The sequence below is a fragment of the Enterobacter huaxiensis genome (genome assembly GCF_003594935.2).
In the GTDB taxonomy this organism is placed as follows: Bacteria; Pseudomonadota; Gammaproteobacteria; order Enterobacterales; family Enterobacteriaceae; genus Enterobacter; species Enterobacter huaxiensis.
On sequence record NZ_CP043342.1, the window covers coordinates 4522162 to 4537433 of the forward strand.

Consider the following 15272-nt stretch of genomic DNA (forward strand, 5'->3'; position numbering starts at 1 on the left):
TATTGTTGTGGCTCCGAGGCTGGCATGGAAAAAAGTACACATTTTGTGATGCAGTGTGTCGAAAAAAATAAACTCGATGCGGGCATCGATTTTGTCATTCAACCTATTTTCGACCTCTCCCGATTCGTCTGTATCGGTGGCGAAGTGCTGGTACGGGGTACCCATCGCCGCCATGTCGTTCCACCTCATTTATTTATCGGCGAGCTGGAGAAAAACGGCGGAATTGTATCCATGGGCGATTACATCATGGCCCGGGCTTTTCGCTATATTTCCAGCCAGACGCCAGAAGTGCGCGATAAGCAGCTCTTCACGCTCAATATTTCCTGGATTCAGTTACAGGATATTCATTTCGCCACCCGAGCATTAACGTTGCTGTCTGAGTATAAACTCACGCCACGCCATATTGTGTTTGAGATAACGGATAGCGGCGAACCCAACGATACGGTGAGCAAAAATCTTGGCTTATTGCGTGAAGCGGGAATTAATCTGGCCTGGGACGGTATCGACTGTCTGGAGAAACTTCAATCGAGGCTGGCGCTCTCGATGCCCGATTACGTGAAACTGGATCGAAGCTGCCTCAACGCCGATAAACTTGAACACACCTTCACAATGCTTGAACACCTGAAACAGTGGGATATCGACGTCATTATCGAAGGCATTGAAAACTACGTTCACGTGTCGACGATGCTTCGCCATGGCGTTCAGTATGGTCAGGGGTTTTTGTTTTCACGCCCTGTCAGTAAGGAAGCGTTTCATCAGCAATATATGCAGCCAGAGCGCGCCTAAGGCCTACCGGATATGTATCGTAAGCACCTTCTGCGCAAAAAGAAAAACCGGGTACTTGCGGCAGCCTTTGTGTTTACGCTGAGCCTGATTATCACCTCTTTACTCGCAGTGAAAATCCGGACCATGAGCGCCAGCACGCTCTCCACGTTATCTTATCTGGCGAGCGTCAGTCTGATTTTGCTGATCCCGATAGTCGCGGCAACGATCACGTGGTTCATGGCTGCCCGGCGGCATTCACTTTATTCACAGCTGGCACGGGCCATCCGCCAGCATCAGATCCATCCTCATTATCAGCCGCTGATCTGCGCGCAAAGCAACACCGTCTCGGGTGCTGAAGTCCTGGCGCGCTGGCATCACGACGAGCTGGGCTTTATCCCTCCCGATGTATTTATTCCTGTCGCAGAATCTACCGGGCTTATTATTAATCTGACGGAAAGCCTCCTGGAGCAGGTGGTTGGCGATCTCCGGCAGGGCACCGCGACATTCCCTCCGGGATTTAAGCTCAATCTGAATATCAGCTACGCCCACGTAGTGGATAGCAGTTTTCATCTGTTCGTCGATGACTGGGCGCCCGTATTCGAAGCCTTAGGCATCACACTGGTCTTTGAGATCACCGAGCGCGAGAACATCGACATTAACGATGATATCGTGGCGAAAATTGCACATATCAAACGCAGCGGTATCAAGATTGCGCTGGATGATTTTGGCACCGGTTTCTCTAATCTTGCCTTTATTGCCAATCTGAATCCCGACAGCATCAAGATTGACCGCATGTTTATTCGTCAGATCTCAAAGGATGTGGCTACACCCTTAATTGACTGCGTGATAGACATGGCCAGACGGATGAACATACTCACGACGGCTGAAGGCGTTGAGCATGACTACCAGGTCGAGTATCTCAGAGCGAACAACATAGACTGTTTGCAGGGCTATTTTTTCTCTAAGCCGCTCTGCTTCAACGAATTCACCAGCTTCCTTCAGCGCTACAGAGGCTGAAAAACAAAAAGCCCCGAAAGGGGCTTTTTTTACTTCACGCAACAGGTCTTAGAACGGGATATCGTCGTCGAAGTCCATTGGCGGTTCGTTAGACGGGGCCGGAGCAGACTGCTGCTGCGGACGAGACTGCGCGCCGCCGCTGAACTGGTTGCCGCCCTGCGGCTGCTGAGGCTGACCCCAACCGCCCTGCTGCTGGTTCTGACCGCCACCTGCCGGTGCGCCACCGCCCTGACGGCCGCCCAGCATCTGCATGGTGCCGCCAACGTTAACCACCACTTCCGTGGTGTATTTCTCAGCGCCGGCCTGATCGGTCCATTTGCGGGTACGCAGCTGGCCTTCGATATAAACCTGAGAACCTTTACGCAGATACTCACCGGCCACTTCAGCCAGTTTGCCAAACAGCACAACGCGGTGCCATTCGGTCTGCTCTTTCATCTCACCGGTCGCTTTATCACGCCAGGATTCGGAAGTAGCCAGCGTAATGTTGGCAACTGCGCCACCACTCGGCATGTAGCGTACTTCCGGGTCCTGGCCCAGATTACCGACGAGAATCACCTTGTTTACGCCTCTGCTGGCCATGTTCGTGTCTCCTGAATACGTTTCTTAATAGTGTAAACGCGCGAGTGTACCATTTCCACACGCCACTTTGATAGTTGCGTAGCATGTTCCAGAGTTCTCTCGCGAACTCGACATTGTTACACAGCTAATCAGAAAATGCATTCCAATACTGTATATTCAAACAGGTTAAATTGTGTCATAATTAGCCGTTTCAGACAGCCGGTTGTCCTTCAAACAAACTAGGCAATCCGTGTTCCAACCGGGAAAGGTGAATGGATAAGATCGAAGTTCGGGGCGCCCGCACCCACAATCTCAAGAATATCAACCTCATAATCCCTCGCGACAAGCTCATCGTCGTGACCGGGCTTTCGGGGTCTGGCAAATCCTCACTGGCTTTCGACACTTTGTATGCCGAAGGACAGCGTCGTTACGTTGAATCACTTTCCGCGTACGCGCGTCAGTTCCTGTCGCTGATGGAAAAACCGGATGTCGACCACATTGAAGGGTTATCGCCTGCTATCTCTATTGAGCAGAAGTCTACGTCACATAACCCGCGCTCTACGGTCGGTACCATTACCGAAATCCATGACTACCTGCGCCTGCTGTATGCGCGTGTCGGTGAGCCGCGCTGCCCGGACCACGACGTCCCGCTGGCGGCGCAGACCGTCAGCCAGATGGTGGATAACGTGCTGTCACAGCCGGAAGGCAAACGCCTGATGCTGCTTGCACCGATTATCAAAGAGCGTAAAGGCGAGCACACCAAAACGCTGGAAAACCTGGCAAGCCAGGGCTATATCCGCGCCCGTATTGACGGTGAAGTGTGTGACCTGTCGGACCCACCTAAGCTGGAGCTGCAGAAGAAGCACACCATCGAGGTGGTGATTGACCGTTTCAAAGTGCGTGAAGACCTCGCGACGCGCCTGGCGGAATCCTTTGAAACCGCGCTGGAGCTCTCCGGCGGCACGGCCGTGGTCTCCGACATGGACGACCCGAAAGCGGAAGAGCTGCTCTTCTCCGCCAACTTCGCCTGCCCGATTTGCGGGTACAGCATGCGCGAGCTGGAACCGCGTCTGTTCTCGTTCAACAACCCGGCGGGCGCGTGCCCGACCTGTGATGGCCTGGGCGTTCAACAGTATTTCGATCCGGACCGCGTGATTCAGAACCCGGAGCTGTCGCTGGCGGGCGGTGCCATTCGCGGCTGGGATAAGCGCAATTTCTACTACTTCCAGATGCTGAAGTCGCTGGCAGAGCACTATAAGTTCGACGTTGAAGCCCCGTGGGCCAGCCTGAGCGCGAACGTGCACAAAGTGATCCTGTTCGGTTCCGGTAAAGACAACATCGAGTTCAAGTACATGAACGATCGCGGCGATACCTCCGTGCGTCGCCACCCGTTCGAAGGGGTGCTGCACAATATGGAGCGCCGCTACAAAGAAACCGAGTCCAGCGCGGTGCGCGAGGAGCTGGCGAAGTTCATCAGCAACCGCTCCTGCGCCACCTGCGAAGGCACGCGCCTGCGTCGCGAAGCGCGCCACGTGTTTGTGGAAAATACGGCGCTGCCGACCATCTCAGACATGAGCATCGGCCACGCGATGGACTTCTTCAACAACCTGAAGCTCTCCGGCCAGCGCGCGAAAATCGCGGAGAAAGTGCTGAAAGAGATCGGCGATCGCCTCAAGTTCCTGGTGAACGTCGGCCTGAACTATCTGACGCTTTCCCGCTCGGCAGAAACGCTGTCCGGCGGTGAAGCCCAGCGTATTCGTCTGGCAAGCCAGATTGGCGCCGGCCTGGTGGGGGTGATGTACGTGCTTGATGAGCCGTCTATCGGCCTGCACCAGCGCGACAACGAACGTCTGCTCGGTACGCTTGTCCACCTGCGTAACCTCGGCAACACGGTCATCGTGGTCGAGCATGACGAGGATGCGATCCGCGCCGCTGACCACGTGATCGACATCGGTCCGGGTGCTGGCGTGCACGGCGGCCAGGTGGTGGCTGAAGGCACGCTGAAAGACATCATGGCGGTGCCCGAGTCGCTGACCGGCCAGTTCATGAGCGGTAAGCGCAAAATTGAAGTGCCGAAACAGCGCGTGGCGGCAGATCCGGAAAAAGTGCTGAAGCTGACCGGCGCGCGCGGTAACAACCTGAAAGACGTCACCCTGACGCTGCCGGTTGGCCTGTTCACCTGCATCACCGGGGTGTCCGGTTCCGGTAAATCGACGCTGATCAACGACACGCTGTTCCCGATTGCGCAGACGGCGCTCAACGGAGCAACGCTTGCCGAGCCTGCGCCGTACCGCGAGATTCAGGGTCTGGAGCACTTCGACAAGGTTATCGACATCGATCAAAGCCCGATAGGCCGTACTCCGCGTTCCAACCCGGCGACCTATACCGGCGTCTTTACGCCCGTACGTGAACTGTTTGCCGGCGTACCGGAATCACGTTCGCGCGGGTATACGCCAGGACGTTTCAGCTTTAACGTGCGCGGCGGCCGCTGCGAAGCCTGTCAGGGCGATGGCGTGATCAAGGTTGAGATGCACTTCCTGCCGGATATCTACGTGCCGTGCGACCAGTGCAAAGGCAAACGCTATAACCGCGAAACGCTGGAAATTAAGTACAAAGGCAAGACCATCCACGAAGTGCTGGATATGACCATCGAAGAGGCGCGTGAGTTCTTTGATGCCGTTCCCGCGCTGGCGCGTAAGCTGCAGACGCTGATGGACGTAGGGTTGACCTACATTCGTCTGGGGCAATCCGCAACGACGCTGTCCGGCGGTGAAGCCCAGCGCGTGAAGCTGGCGCGCGAGCTGTCAAAACGCGGCACCGGCCAGACGCTGTACATTCTGGATGAGCCGACCACCGGCCTGCACTTTGCCGATATCCAGCAGCTGCTGGAAGTACTGCACCAGCTGCGCGATCAGGGCAACACCATTGTGGTGATTGAGCACAACCTGGACGTGATTAAAACCGCGGACTGGATTGTCGATCTCGGCCCGGAAGGCGGCAGCGGAGGCGGTGAAATCCTCGTCTCCGGCACGCCAGAGACCGTTGCAGAGTGCGAAGCCTCGCACACCGCGCGCTTCCTTAAGCCGTTGCTGTAATCGTCACACGGAGAGCTGCTGTCGGGTCGTTTCCGGCAGCAGCTCAACCGCCTGCTGATAAGACGCGTCCACCAGATAGTAAATTTGTGACCCCGGTATAGAGCCGTCGAGATAAAGGGTACTCCAGTGCGCTTTGTTAAGGTGCTTGCTCGGCCTCACGTCATCATGCTGCTGGCGTAACAGATCCGCCAGCTCCGGGCTGGTTTTCAGTGACGCAGCCGGGCGTCCTTCAACCTCTTTCACCATCGCGAACAGCACATCACCGACCTTAATCTGCGTGGCTTTCCAGTCTGTGTGGACGCTTTGCTCCGCGCCGGGCTTGCTCATGCAGTACTGAAGTATCTCCGAAATTGTCATCATTATTCCCCTTGTAGCGTTGCGATAATTTTACGCGAACCACCGTGAATGCGATGTTCTCCCAGCCAGATCCCTTGCCACGTTCCCAACAGCAGCTGTCCATGCTGTACCGGCAGCGTCAACGATACCCCAAGCAGTGAGGACTTAATATGCGATGGCATATCATCCGGCCCCTCGTAGTCATGTTCGTAAGGGGCACTATCTGGAACCGTTTTTAGAAAATGCTGCTCCATGTCAGACCGGACGGTGGGATCGCAATTTTCATTCAACGTAAGAGAGGCGGAAGTGTGCTGAAGCAGCAGATGCAGTAAACCCGTTCTGACGCGCGACAGGTCGCGGATTTGCCCGATGACTTCATCCGTCACGAGGTGAAATCCGCGAGGTTTAGCGCTTAAGGTCAGGATCTGTTGATACCACATGTGCTGCTCCGTGTAGAAAGATGAATCTTTCTAAGTGTGCAGCAAGAAGGCGAAAGGTAAAACCCGCAGCGGCGGTTTTGATTAAAAAATAATCACAGCCGCCGCTGAAGAATTAATATTCAGAGTTTACGATAACCTCTTCACCAAATTTACCGGCCATCGGCAGCGGACGATAGGTCGAGTTAGAGGCGCGTAATACCCTGATACCCCGTGCGCCCACGTCATGCGCGGCGGTGATATCGTTATCTGAATCGCCATAGAACACTTTGATATTTTTTTGTTCCAGCCACTGGGTTTTGGTGTTTTGTCCTTCATGGTCACCGGCAAAAATAACCGGATTCATGCTGGCGGCCGGGATCAGGAAATCATCCTGCAGCGTCTTTGATACGGTTTCGGTTTGGGTCTGGCTGCGGCCGGTGACGAAATAAATGCTGTCACCGCGCTTCACGTGCATAGCGATCAGCGCGCGAGCAACCTCTTTCGGGATGCTGAACTCGTCCCAGCCGTTGTTCATCTTTTCCCAGAATGCCGGGTTCTTCAGATAGTCTTCGCTGTCCGGTGAGTACGTTTTTTTGCCACGCCAGAAGCCCGGGCTTGAGAAGAGCACGGTATCGTCAATGTCGAAACCGACGGCCATTGGCGGTCGACCCACCAGGCTGTTTTCGATTTGTGCCACAGAGACCCAGTGAATAGGCGCCTGCTCGGCAAGAATGGCGGCGGTGGTACCGGTGTAAATCGGCGTCGGTGCGGAAGCTCGCGCGACGACTGCACTATTAAGCGAGAACAATAAGCAGGCGGCGCTGAGCGCCAGTGTGATCTTGCGCATATTTTCCCCTGAATATTCAGTTTGTTATCGTTTTATTTTGAGCGGATGGTCAAAAAACTATCCGACCATAACCCCAGCGGGAGGTGAAGGGAAGGAGTTTTTGCTTATGAATCTGAATAAAAAGAAGACGATCACAAAGCGAGACATCGACCTGAGCAGCCTGATGCCCTCACCCCAACCCTCTCCCACAGGGAGAGGGAGAACACCCAGCCCGTAGGCCCGGTCAGGCACAGCCGCCACCGGGCAAGATTTTCTGCGGCCTGATGCCATCACCCCAACCCTCTCCCGCAGGGAGAGGGAGAAAATGGATAGTGAGTACTTACATTACAGCAGCAAACGCCTGCGCGACGCGCTGGACGTTGTGGGCGTTCAGGCCTGCCACGCACATACGGCCGCTGGCAATCAGGTAGACGCCGAACTCTTCGCGCAGACGGTCGACCTGTGCAGCGCTCAAACCGGTATAGCTGAACATTCCGCGCTGCTTGAGCAGGTAATCGAAGTTATGCCCCGGCACGGCCTCTTTCAGCACGTTTACCAGTTCCTGGCGCATCGACAGGATACGCTTACGCATCGCTTCCACTTCCGCAAGCCAGTTGGCTTTCAGCTGTTCATCGCCGAGCACGGTTGCGACAACCTGCGCGCCAAAGGCTGGCGGGCTGGAGTAGATACGGCGTACCGTCGCTTTCAGCTGGCCCAGCACGCGTGCCGCTGCGTCGGCGTCTTCACACACCACGGACAGGCCGCCCACGCGCTCGCCGTACAGGGAGAAGATTTTTGAGAAGGAGTTGCTGACCAGCGCAGGCAGCCCGGCGCTGGCAATCGCGCGAATGGCGTAGGCATCTTCTTCCATACCCGCGCCAAAGCCCTGATAGGCGATGTCGAGGAACGGGATCAGATTGCGGGCCTTCAGAACCTCAATCACCGCATCCCACTGGGAATTGGTAAGGTCAGCGCCGGTCGGGTTATGGCAGCACGGGTGCAGCAGAACGATGCTGCGCTCAGGCAGGGTGTTCAGTTTTTCCAGCAGCGCGTCCACGCGCACACCGTTGGTTTCGCTGTCGAACCACGGATAGGTCGCGACCTTAAAGCCCGCGCCTTCGAAGATCGCAACGTGGTTTTCCCACGTCGGGTCGCTGACCCACACGCCGGAATCCGGGAAATATTTTTTCAGGAAGTCTGCACCCACTTTCAGCGCACCTGAACCGCCCAGCGTCTGGATGGTCGCCACGCGTTTTTGCGCGAGCACCGCGTGATCGGCACCGAACAGAAGCGGCGCGATGGTGTTGCGATAGGTGTTGAGTCCTTCCATCGGCAGATAGAGAGAAGCACCGTGCGGAGCAGCATTAAGTCGCGCTTCAGCATCGGCAATGGCCTTTAATTGAGGAATGATGCCATCCTCGTTGTAATACAGGCCAATGCTGAGGTTCACTTTATCGCTGCGAGGATCTTCTTTGAAACGCTCCATTAAGGAGAGAATGGGGTCGCCGGCGTAGGCGTCAACTTTCTGAAACACGCGATGGTTCTCCGGAATACGATGAGGCAGGGATTTCAACAATAAACCGGAAGTGGGAGAAGGTCGAGAGGATGTTAACAAAGTTGGAGTGAGGACAACGCCCTCACTCCATTGGTGAGTCAATCAATGTACTTCATCGCTACCCGCGAGGTCAGGCGCGTAATAAGTTCGTAAGCACTTACTTTCGTGATTTCAGCGATGCGCTCAACGGGCAGGCCGTCGCCCCACATCACCACATCGTCGCCCGCTTTGTCCTGTGCGTCTGGCCCGAGGTCAACACAAATCATGTCCATCGCTACGCGGCCTACAATTTTCACTTCGCGGCCATTCACCAGCACCGGCGTACCGGAAGGCGCAGCGCGCGGGTAGCCGTCGCCATAGCCCATCGCCACCACGCCCAGACGCGTATCGCGATCGCTGGTCCAGGTCCCGCCGTAGCCTACCGGCTCGCCCGCTTTGTGCTCTCGCACGGCGATCAGGTTAGAGACCAGCGACATCACCGGCTGGAAGCCAAAGTCAGGTCCCCAGGGCTTGCTCTCCAGCGGCGAGACGCCGTAAAGAATTATGCCGGGGCGCGCCCAGTCCAGGTGCGACTGCGGCCACAGCAGAATGCCGCCGGATGCCGCAAGCGAGCGCATCCCCGGTTTGCCTTCGCAGAAGGTGTTGAAGATATCGAGCTGCCGCTCGGTCGCGCCACACTCCGGCTCATCCGCACGGGCGAAGTGGCTGACGATATTCACCGGCTGGCGAACATTTTTGCACCGGCACAGCCGCTGATAAAACGCGTCGGCGTTTTCCGGGCGCACGCCCAGACGGTGCATGCCCGTGTCGAGCTTCATCCACACGGTCACCGGCCCGCTCAGCTCGGCGGTCTCTAGCGCAGCCAGCTGCTCTTCGTTGTGCACCGCCGTATGCAGCTGCTGGTCGGCAATGGTCGTTAAATCCGCTGCTTCAAAAAAGCCTTCGAGGAGCAAAATCGGTTGAGTGATGCCACCCGCGCGCAGGCGGAGAGCTTCTTCAAGACGGGCGACGCCAAAGGCGTCGGCATCGGGGAGCGTTCGCGCGGTCTCGAGAAGACCGTGTCCGTAAGCGTTCGCTTTCACGACTGCAACGAGCCTGCTGGCAGGTGCCAGTTCACGCAGACGTTGCAGGTTGTGTCGCAGAGCGCGGCGGTTAATAACAACAGTTGCCGCTTGCATTTGTATTCCTTAGAAATTACTCATCATCATATTGAGGACCGGCATAGTTGTCGAAACGCGACCACTGTCCGTTAAAGGTCAGACGCACAGTACCGATGGGGCCGTTACGTTGCTTACCAATAATAATTTCGGCGATCCCTTTCAGGTCGCTGTTCTCGTGATAAACCTCATCACGGTAGATGAACATGATTAAGTCGGCATCCTGCTCGATGGATCCGGACTCACGCAGGTCTGAGTTGACCGGGCGCTTGTCGGCACGTTGTTCCAGAGAGCGGTTAAGCTGCGACAGCGCGACCACCGGTACCTGCAGCTCTTTGGCTAACGCCTTGAGCGAGCGGGAAATTTCTGCAATTTCCAGCGTACGGTTGTCGGAGAGCGACGGCACGCGCATCAGCTGAAGGTAGTCGATCATGATAAGGCCGATGCCGCCGTGTTCGCGGGCGATACGGCGCGCGCGGGAGCGCACTTCCGTTGGCGTCAGGCCGGAGGAGTCATCAATATAGATGTTACGTTTTTCCAGCAGAATGCCCATGGTGCCGGAGATACGCGCCCAGTCCTCATCATCAAGCTGGCCGGTACGAATACGGGTCTGATCCACGCGTGAAAGCGAGGCCAGAGAACGCATCATGATCTGCTCTGAGGGCATCTCAAGACTGAAGATAAGGACCGGTTTATCCTGCAACATCGCCGCGTTTTCGACGAGGTTCATTGCAAAGGTGGTCTTACCCATCGATGGACGCGCGGCGACGATAATCAAATCCGAAGGCTGCAGGCCGGCGGTTTTTTTGTTCAGATCGTCATAGCCGGTGTTCACACCGGTAACGCCGTCATGCGGCTGCTGGAAGAGTTGTTCGATACGCGCGACGGTGGTATCGAGCACATCGGCGATGTTTTTCGGACCTTCGTCTTTGTTCGCGCGGCTTTCGGCGATTTTAAACACGCGGGATTCGGCCAGATCGAGCAGATCTTCGCTGGTGCGGCCCTGCGGGTCAAAACCGGCCTCGGCAATTTCGTTTGCCACCGAAATCATATCGCGCACAACGGCACGTTCGCGCACGATGTCGGCATAAGCACCGATGTTTGCCGCGCTTGGCGTATTTTTAGAGAGTTCTGCCAGGTAGGCGAACCCACCACAGCTGTCGAGCTGCCCAAGCCGCTCCAGCGATTCCGCGAGCGTGATCAGGTCAATCGGGCTGCCAGCCTCCTGCAGACGCGCCATTTCGGTAAAAATATGGCGGTGCGGGCGGGTGTAGAAATCTTCCGCCACGACGCGCTCGGCGACGTCGTCCCAGCGTTCGTTATCCAGCATTAAACCGCCCAACACCGACTGTTCCGCTTCAATCGAGTGCGGCGGGACTTTTAACCCGGCGACCTGGTAATCACGTTCGCGGGGTTCAGTCTGTTTGTTGAAGGGTTTGTTTCCTGCCATAGTGAATGGAGTTACCGAGATAAAGAGTGGGTCGAAAGATTACCATATTTTTCTTACGGAGGGAGCATGGCAACGCGCATTGAATTCCAGAAACACGGTGGGCCAGAGGTGCTGAAAGCGGTGGAGTTTACTCCCGCAGCACCGGGTGAAAATGAAATCCAGGTTGAAAACAAAGCGATTGGCATTAACTACATCGATACCTACATCCGCGGCGGACTCTATCCACCGCCGTCACTGCCGAGCGGGCTAGGCACCGAGGCGGCCGGCGTGGTCATCAAAGTGGGCAGCGCCGTTAAGCATATAAAGGAGGGCGACCGCGTGGTGTATGCGCAGTCTGCCCTGGGCGCCTACAGCTCCGTTCATAAAGTCCCGGCGGACAAAGCCGCCCTTCTGCCTAATGCCATCTCTTTTGAACAGGCGGCGGCCTCATTCCTGAAAGGACTGACGGTGTTTTACCTGCTGCGTAAAACCTATGAGATCAAACCTGACGAGCAGTTCCTCTTTCATGCCGCCGCGGGTGGCGTAGGGCTGATCGCCTGCCAGTGGGCGAAAGCGCTGGGCGCGAAGCTTATCGGCACCGTGGGCAGCGCGCAGAAAGCGCAGCGCGCGCTGGATGCGGGCGCATGGCAGGTTATTAACTACCGGGAAGAGAGCATCGTTGAACGTCTGAAAGAGATCACGCACGGTCAAAAGGTGCGCGTGGTGTATGACTCGGTGGGGAAAGATACCTGGGAAGCGTCGCTGGACTGCCTGCAGCGCCGTGGGCTGATGGTGAGCTTCGGCAACGCGTCGGGGGCGGTAACCGGCGTTAATCTGGGCATCCTGAATCAAAAAGGCTCGCTGTATGCTACGCGCCCTTCCCTTCAGGGCTACATCACAAACCGCGAAGAGCTGGTGGAGGCCAGCAACGAGCTGTTCTCGCTGATCGCCAGCGGCGTGATTAAAGTCGATGTGGCAGATGCGCAGAAATACGCCCTGTCGGATGCGCAGCGCGCGCATGAGGTGCTGGAAAGCCGGGCGACGCAGGGGTCGAGTCTGCTTATTCCCTGATCCCTAAAAAGAAATTGGGCTTCCCGTGGGAAGCCCTTTCTTTTTTTAGTTCGGCTGTATGTAGGGTACAGCTCGATGAATTCTTTTACGGCAGCCATAGTGACAGATTCGATAAGTAAATCCTATTCCGTTCTAAGCCACGCTGCCGGAAAAGTTGCAGGTATGTGACGAACCCCTCAATACCTTAGTAACGAAAGCGGTTATTGCGCTGATAACTGGGCACTTTTGGCGATTTAATCGCCCGAATAACCCACACAACCGCAATGGCCAACAGGAGCCACGGCAGCAGTTTGATCGTGAGGGCAAAGAGCCCGCCGATAAACATCACCGCCGTCGCCACGACAATCGCGGCAAGAATGCCCAGCAGCGAAACGCCCGTCACCATCAGCATGACAAAAAAGCCAATCACAAAAAGAAGTTCCAGCATGGTGCTCTCCCACGAGTTCCCGAATGATGCAGCAATCATTACAAGAATCATGCCAAAAATAACTCATTGTTATAAAAGCAAAACGCCCCGCAATGTTTTGCGAGGCGTGGCGAATTTGACGATCTTTTAGCGAAATTTATCGCTTATCTGCAACCAGGCGCAGCGCATGCTCGAGCACTTCAATATCGGCTCCGGCTTTGTGCGCGTTCTCGCTCAGGTAACGACGCCACTGACGCGCGCCCGGAATCCCCTGGAACAGACCCAGCATGTGGCGGGTGATATGGCCGAGATAGGTGCCGTTGCTCAGCTCGCGCTCAATGTAAGGATACATGGCACGCACGACGGCAACAGGATCGGTGTCTGCGCCTTCGATACCGAAAATTTCGCGGTCGACCGTCGCCAGAATGCCCGGGTTCTGATACGCCTCGCGCCCGACCATCACGCCATCCATATGTTCCAGATGCGCTTTGGCCTCTTCCAGAGACTTAATGCCGCCGTTTATCGACATCGTCAGGTGCGGGAAATCGCGTTTCAGCTGATAAACGCGCGGATAGTCCAGCGGCGGGATTTCGCGGTTCTCTTTCGGGCTCAGGCCGGAAAGCCAGGCTTTACGCGCGTGGATGATAAACATCTCGCATTCGCCCTTTCCGGACACCGTATTAATGAAGTCACACAGGAATTCATAGCTGTCCTGGTCATCAATGCCGATACGGGTTTTGACCGTAACCGGGATGGATACGACGTCGCGCATGGCTTTGATGCAGTCCGCTACCAGCTGCGCGTTCCCCATCAGGCAGGCGCCAAACATGCCGTTCTGCACGCGATCGGACGGGCAGCCGACGTTCAGGTTAATCTCGTCATAGCCGCGTTCTTCTGCCAGCTTGGCGCAATGCGCCAGCGCGGCCGGATCGCTGCCGCCCAGCTGCAGGGCGACCGGATGCTCTTCTTCGCTATAGGCCAGATAGTCGCCCTTGCCGTGAATAATCGCCCCGGTGGTCACCATTTCGGTGTACAGCAGCGTATGGCGGGAGAGCTGGCGCAGGAAATAGCGGCAGTGTCTGTCCGTCCAGTCGAGCATCGGCGCAATGGAGAAACGGTGTGCAGGGAAAGCAGGCTGTAATTCTGACGACATGGCGAAGTTTTAAGCATCTGGTGGAAAAGGGGCGCTACTATAGCACAAAGAAAAGCCGGAGGCGCAGCGCCTCCGGTGCACTTTAGAACGTCATGCTCAGCTGCGCCCCTGCGCCCCAGGTTTCGTCTTCACCGTACAGGCCCATCAGGTCAACATGTACGGTGTTAAACGGCGCAAAGCCGACACCGCCGGTAAAGACATTGCTGTCATTGCCCTTCACGTCCGCACGATAGCCGGCGCGCACCGCCAGCCAGCTCAGCGGCGTCACTTCGGCACCGACGCCAACATACTGTGACGTGTCTTCGCTCTTGAAGCCCTTGGTCTCAGTCAGATCGCCATCGGCCGTCAGGGTCACCAGATCGTTATGCCAGGCAGCACCCGCGGTCACCAGCGGACGGATCTGGTAGGTGTCTTTATAGCTCACCACTTCTCCCGTGCGCCCGTTGCGGATACGGACATCTTTGGTATCAATATCACGCGACATGAGGTTTTGCCCGCTCAGGCCGAGCGTCCAGTGTTCACCAAAGTCGGCAGCGATACCGGCATCGACGTTAAAACCGGTGTCGTCAGTACGGTAGCGGCTGTCGTTCCACTTATTGCTGTCGTAATCGTAGATAGAGGTGGTGTAGTTATAAACCCAGGTTTTTTGCAGCTTTGGCGTGACGCCAACGGAAACCGGAACGCCGCCAAGATCGAACTGACGGGCAACCGCGATGCCATAGTCGGAGACAATCGCCGCGCGGCCAGACGCCGTAGAATTAAGGTTTTTGGTGATCTGATCGGTGCCGTTCAGGGCCGCGTCCAGCGCCACGCCCGCGGCGACCGCATCGCTTCTCTGGATGCCGCGCAGATAATCAATATCCTGCTGATCGATAGAAGAACTGACGCGTCCGTGAGCATAGCCCTTCGCCATGAAGGCCACGGAAAGCGTATCGTTAGGAATACTGACGGCAATCCCCGCCCCTGCCGTAGCGCGCGCGGTTTTACCTTTGAGGTAGTCCAGTTCATCTGCCAGATCTTTGGCTGCGCCCTGGAACTGGTTGATGGAGCCTAACGGATTGGTGATGATCTCGGCAGGCGTCAGATTATCAATCACATCCTGATAGCGATTGATTTTGTCATTAATATTGTCGATTTCGTCCTGAAGATTGTCTTTGTCCGTAATCTGCGCGCCGACGGAGGGCAAAATTACCGTGACGTCATCGTCAGGTTTTGCCTTTGCCAGCAGCGCGGGGTTGATTAACGCCCCGCTGCCATAGCTGCCGGATGCTACGCCGGTGCCACCCATTGCGTCGCTACGTGCTTCTGTCCAGGTATTGGCTGCTCCCGCCTGATTTGCCATAAAAAGGGAGACAGCGATGCTAACCACCGAAAATTTAAATTGTTTTTTCACAGTATGCTCGTCATATAGTTTGTTATGAAATAACCCCCGTCTGTTATCCCCCAGACAGGAACGAACTATTGCTGTGAATAAGAACAAAAAGA

The 15272-nt window shown here is 56.1% G+C and carries 14 protein-coding genes; 4 read left to right on the forward strand and 10 right to left on the reverse strand.

What is annotated here, in order from left to right:
* Positions 1-24: 24 nt before the first annotated feature.
* Together D5067_RS21585 and D5067_RS21590 are read left to right on the forward strand one after the other, a co-directional pair.
* A complete protein-coding gene (locus D5067_RS21585) occupies positions 25-786 on the forward strand; it encodes an EAL domain-containing protein (RefSeq protein ID WP_119937910.1) in 762 nt (253 codons plus the stop codon).
* A gap of 12 nt (positions 787-798) precedes the next feature.
* The gene (locus D5067_RS21590) at positions 799-1782 is read left to right on the forward strand and encodes an EAL domain-containing protein (RefSeq protein ID WP_119937911.1); all 984 of its coding nucleotides are present in this window, start codon (positions 799-801) and stop codon (positions 1780-1782) included.
* A 48-nt stretch (positions 1783-1830) separates the two neighbouring features.
* Here the strand turns inward: D5067_RS21590 and ssb1 are convergent, their stop codons facing one another.
* Complete coding sequence (ssb1, locus tag D5067_RS21595; protein WP_119937912.1) at positions 1831-2361, reverse strand: single-stranded DNA-binding protein SSB1; 531 nt, start codon at positions 2359-2361, stop codon at positions 1831-1833.
* A 251-nt stretch (positions 2362-2612) separates the two neighbouring features.
* On the opposite strand from ssb1, the gene uvrA reads away from it, so the two are divergent.
* Positions 2613-5435, forward strand: a complete 2823-nt coding sequence (gene uvrA / locus D5067_RS21600; protein WP_119937913.1) for an excinuclease ABC subunit UvrA — start codon at positions 2613-2615, stop codon at positions 5433-5435.
* A 3-nt stretch (positions 5436-5438) separates the two neighbouring features.
* Here the strand turns inward: uvrA and D5067_RS21605 are convergent, their stop codons facing one another.
* The 6 genes from D5067_RS21605 to dnaB form a co-directional block, all read right to left on the reverse strand.
* On the reverse strand, positions 5439-5792 hold the full coding sequence (locus tag D5067_RS21605; protein ID WP_119937914.1) for an MmcQ/YjbR family DNA-binding protein: 354 nt from the start codon (positions 5790-5792) through the stop codon (positions 5439-5441).
* Between the two features lie 2 nt (positions 5793-5794).
* Positions 5795-6211, reverse strand: a complete 417-nt coding sequence (locus D5067_RS21610; RefSeq protein ID WP_119937915.1) for a secondary thiamine-phosphate synthase enzyme YjbQ — start codon at positions 6209-6211, stop codon at positions 5795-5797.
* 112 nt (positions 6212-6323) lie between these two features.
* A complete protein-coding gene (gene aphA / locus D5067_RS21615) occupies positions 6324-7037 on the reverse strand; it encodes an acid phosphatase AphA (RefSeq protein ID WP_119937916.1) in 714 nt (237 codons plus the stop codon).
* Between the two features lie 319 nt (positions 7038-7356).
* Positions 7357-8550, reverse strand: coding sequence for an aromatic amino acid transaminase (gene tyrB, locus D5067_RS21620; RefSeq protein ID WP_119937917.1), 1194 nt, complete (start codon positions 8548-8550; stop codon positions 7357-7359).
* 119 nt (positions 8551-8669) lie between these two features.
* A complete protein-coding gene (gene alr, locus D5067_RS21625; protein WP_119937918.1) occupies positions 8670-9749 on the reverse strand; it encodes an alanine racemase in 1080 nt (359 codons plus the stop codon).
* 16 nt (positions 9750-9765) lie between these two features.
* Entirely contained in the window at positions 9766-11178 is a 1413-nt protein-coding gene (dnaB, locus tag D5067_RS21630; RefSeq protein ID WP_119937919.1) for a replicative DNA helicase, read from the reverse strand.
* A 66-nt stretch (positions 11179-11244) separates the two neighbouring features.
* Between dnaB and D5067_RS21635 the strand changes: the two genes are divergently transcribed.
* Positions 11245-12228, forward strand: a complete 984-nt coding sequence (locus D5067_RS21635; protein WP_119937920.1) for a quinone oxidoreductase — start codon at positions 11245-11247, stop codon at positions 12226-12228.
* 184 nt (positions 12229-12412) lie between these two features.
* On the opposite strand, the gene pspG is transcribed toward D5067_RS21635, so the two are convergent.
* The 3 genes from pspG to D5067_RS21650 all read right to left on the reverse strand — a co-directional run bounded on the left by pspG (position 12413) and on the right by D5067_RS21650 (position 15129).
* Complete coding sequence (pspG, locus tag D5067_RS21640) at positions 12413-12655, reverse strand: envelope stress response protein PspG (RefSeq protein WP_119937956.1); 243 nt, start codon at positions 12653-12655, stop codon at positions 12413-12415.
* Between the two features lie 136 nt (positions 12656-12791).
* Positions 12792-13787 (reverse strand): tRNA dihydrouridine(20/20a) synthase DusA, encoded by a 996-nt coding sequence (dusA, locus tag D5067_RS21645; protein ID WP_119937921.1) that lies wholly within the window; start codon positions 13785-13787, stop codon positions 12792-12794.
* Positions 13788-13869: 82 nt separating this feature from the next.
* Positions 13870-15129, reverse strand: coding sequence for a conjugal transfer protein TraF (locus tag D5067_RS21650; RefSeq protein ID WP_119937957.1), 1260 nt, complete (start codon positions 15127-15129; stop codon positions 13870-13872).
* Between the last annotated feature and the right edge of the window lie 143 nt (positions 15130-15272).

Coding starts and splice junctions, on each gene's coding strand:
- D5067_RS21650 (WP_119937957.1), bottom strand. CDS start 15,129: ATGGCAAATCAGGCGGGAGCAGCCAATACCTGGACAGAAGCACGTAGC.
- dusA (WP_119937921.1), bottom strand. CDS start 13,787: ATGTCGTCAGAATTACAGCCTGCTTTCCCTGCACACCGTTTCTCCATT.
- dnaB (WP_119937919.1), bottom strand. CDS start 11,178: ATGGCAGGAAACAAACCCTTCAACAAACAGACTGAACCCCGCGAACGT.
- aphA (WP_119937916.1), bottom strand. CDS start 7,037: ATGCGCAAGATCACACTGGCGCTCAGCGCCGCCTGCTTATTGTTCTCG.
- alr (WP_119937918.1), bottom strand. CDS start 9,749: ATGCAAGCGGCAACTGTTGTTATTAACCGCCGCGCTCTGCGACACAAC.
- D5067_RS21590 (WP_119937911.1), top strand. CDS start 799: ATGTATCGTAAGCACCTTCTGCGCAAAAAGAAAAACCGGGTACTTGCG.
- pspG (WP_119937956.1), bottom strand. CDS start 12,655: ATGCTGGAACTTCTTTTTGTGATTGGCTTTTTTGTCATGCTGATGGTG.
- ssb1 (WP_119937912.1), bottom strand. CDS start 2,361: ATGGCCAGCAGAGGCGTAAACAAGGTGATTCTCGTCGGTAATCTGGGC.
- D5067_RS21635 (WP_119937920.1), top strand. CDS start 11,245: ATGGCAACGCGCATTGAATTCCAGAAACACGGTGGGCCAGAGGTGCTG.
- uvrA (WP_119937913.1), top strand. CDS start 2,613: ATGGATAAGATCGAAGTTCGGGGCGCCCGCACCCACAATCTCAAGAAT.
- D5067_RS21585 (WP_119937910.1), top strand. CDS start 25: ATGGAAAAAAGTACACATTTTGTGATGCAGTGTGTCGAAAAAAATAAA.
- D5067_RS21610 (WP_119937915.1), bottom strand. CDS start 6,211: ATGTGGTATCAACAGATCCTGACCTTAAGCGCTAAACCTCGCGGATTT.
- D5067_RS21605 (WP_119937914.1), bottom strand. CDS start 5,792: ATGACAATTTCGGAGATACTTCAGTACTGCATGAGCAAGCCCGGCGCG.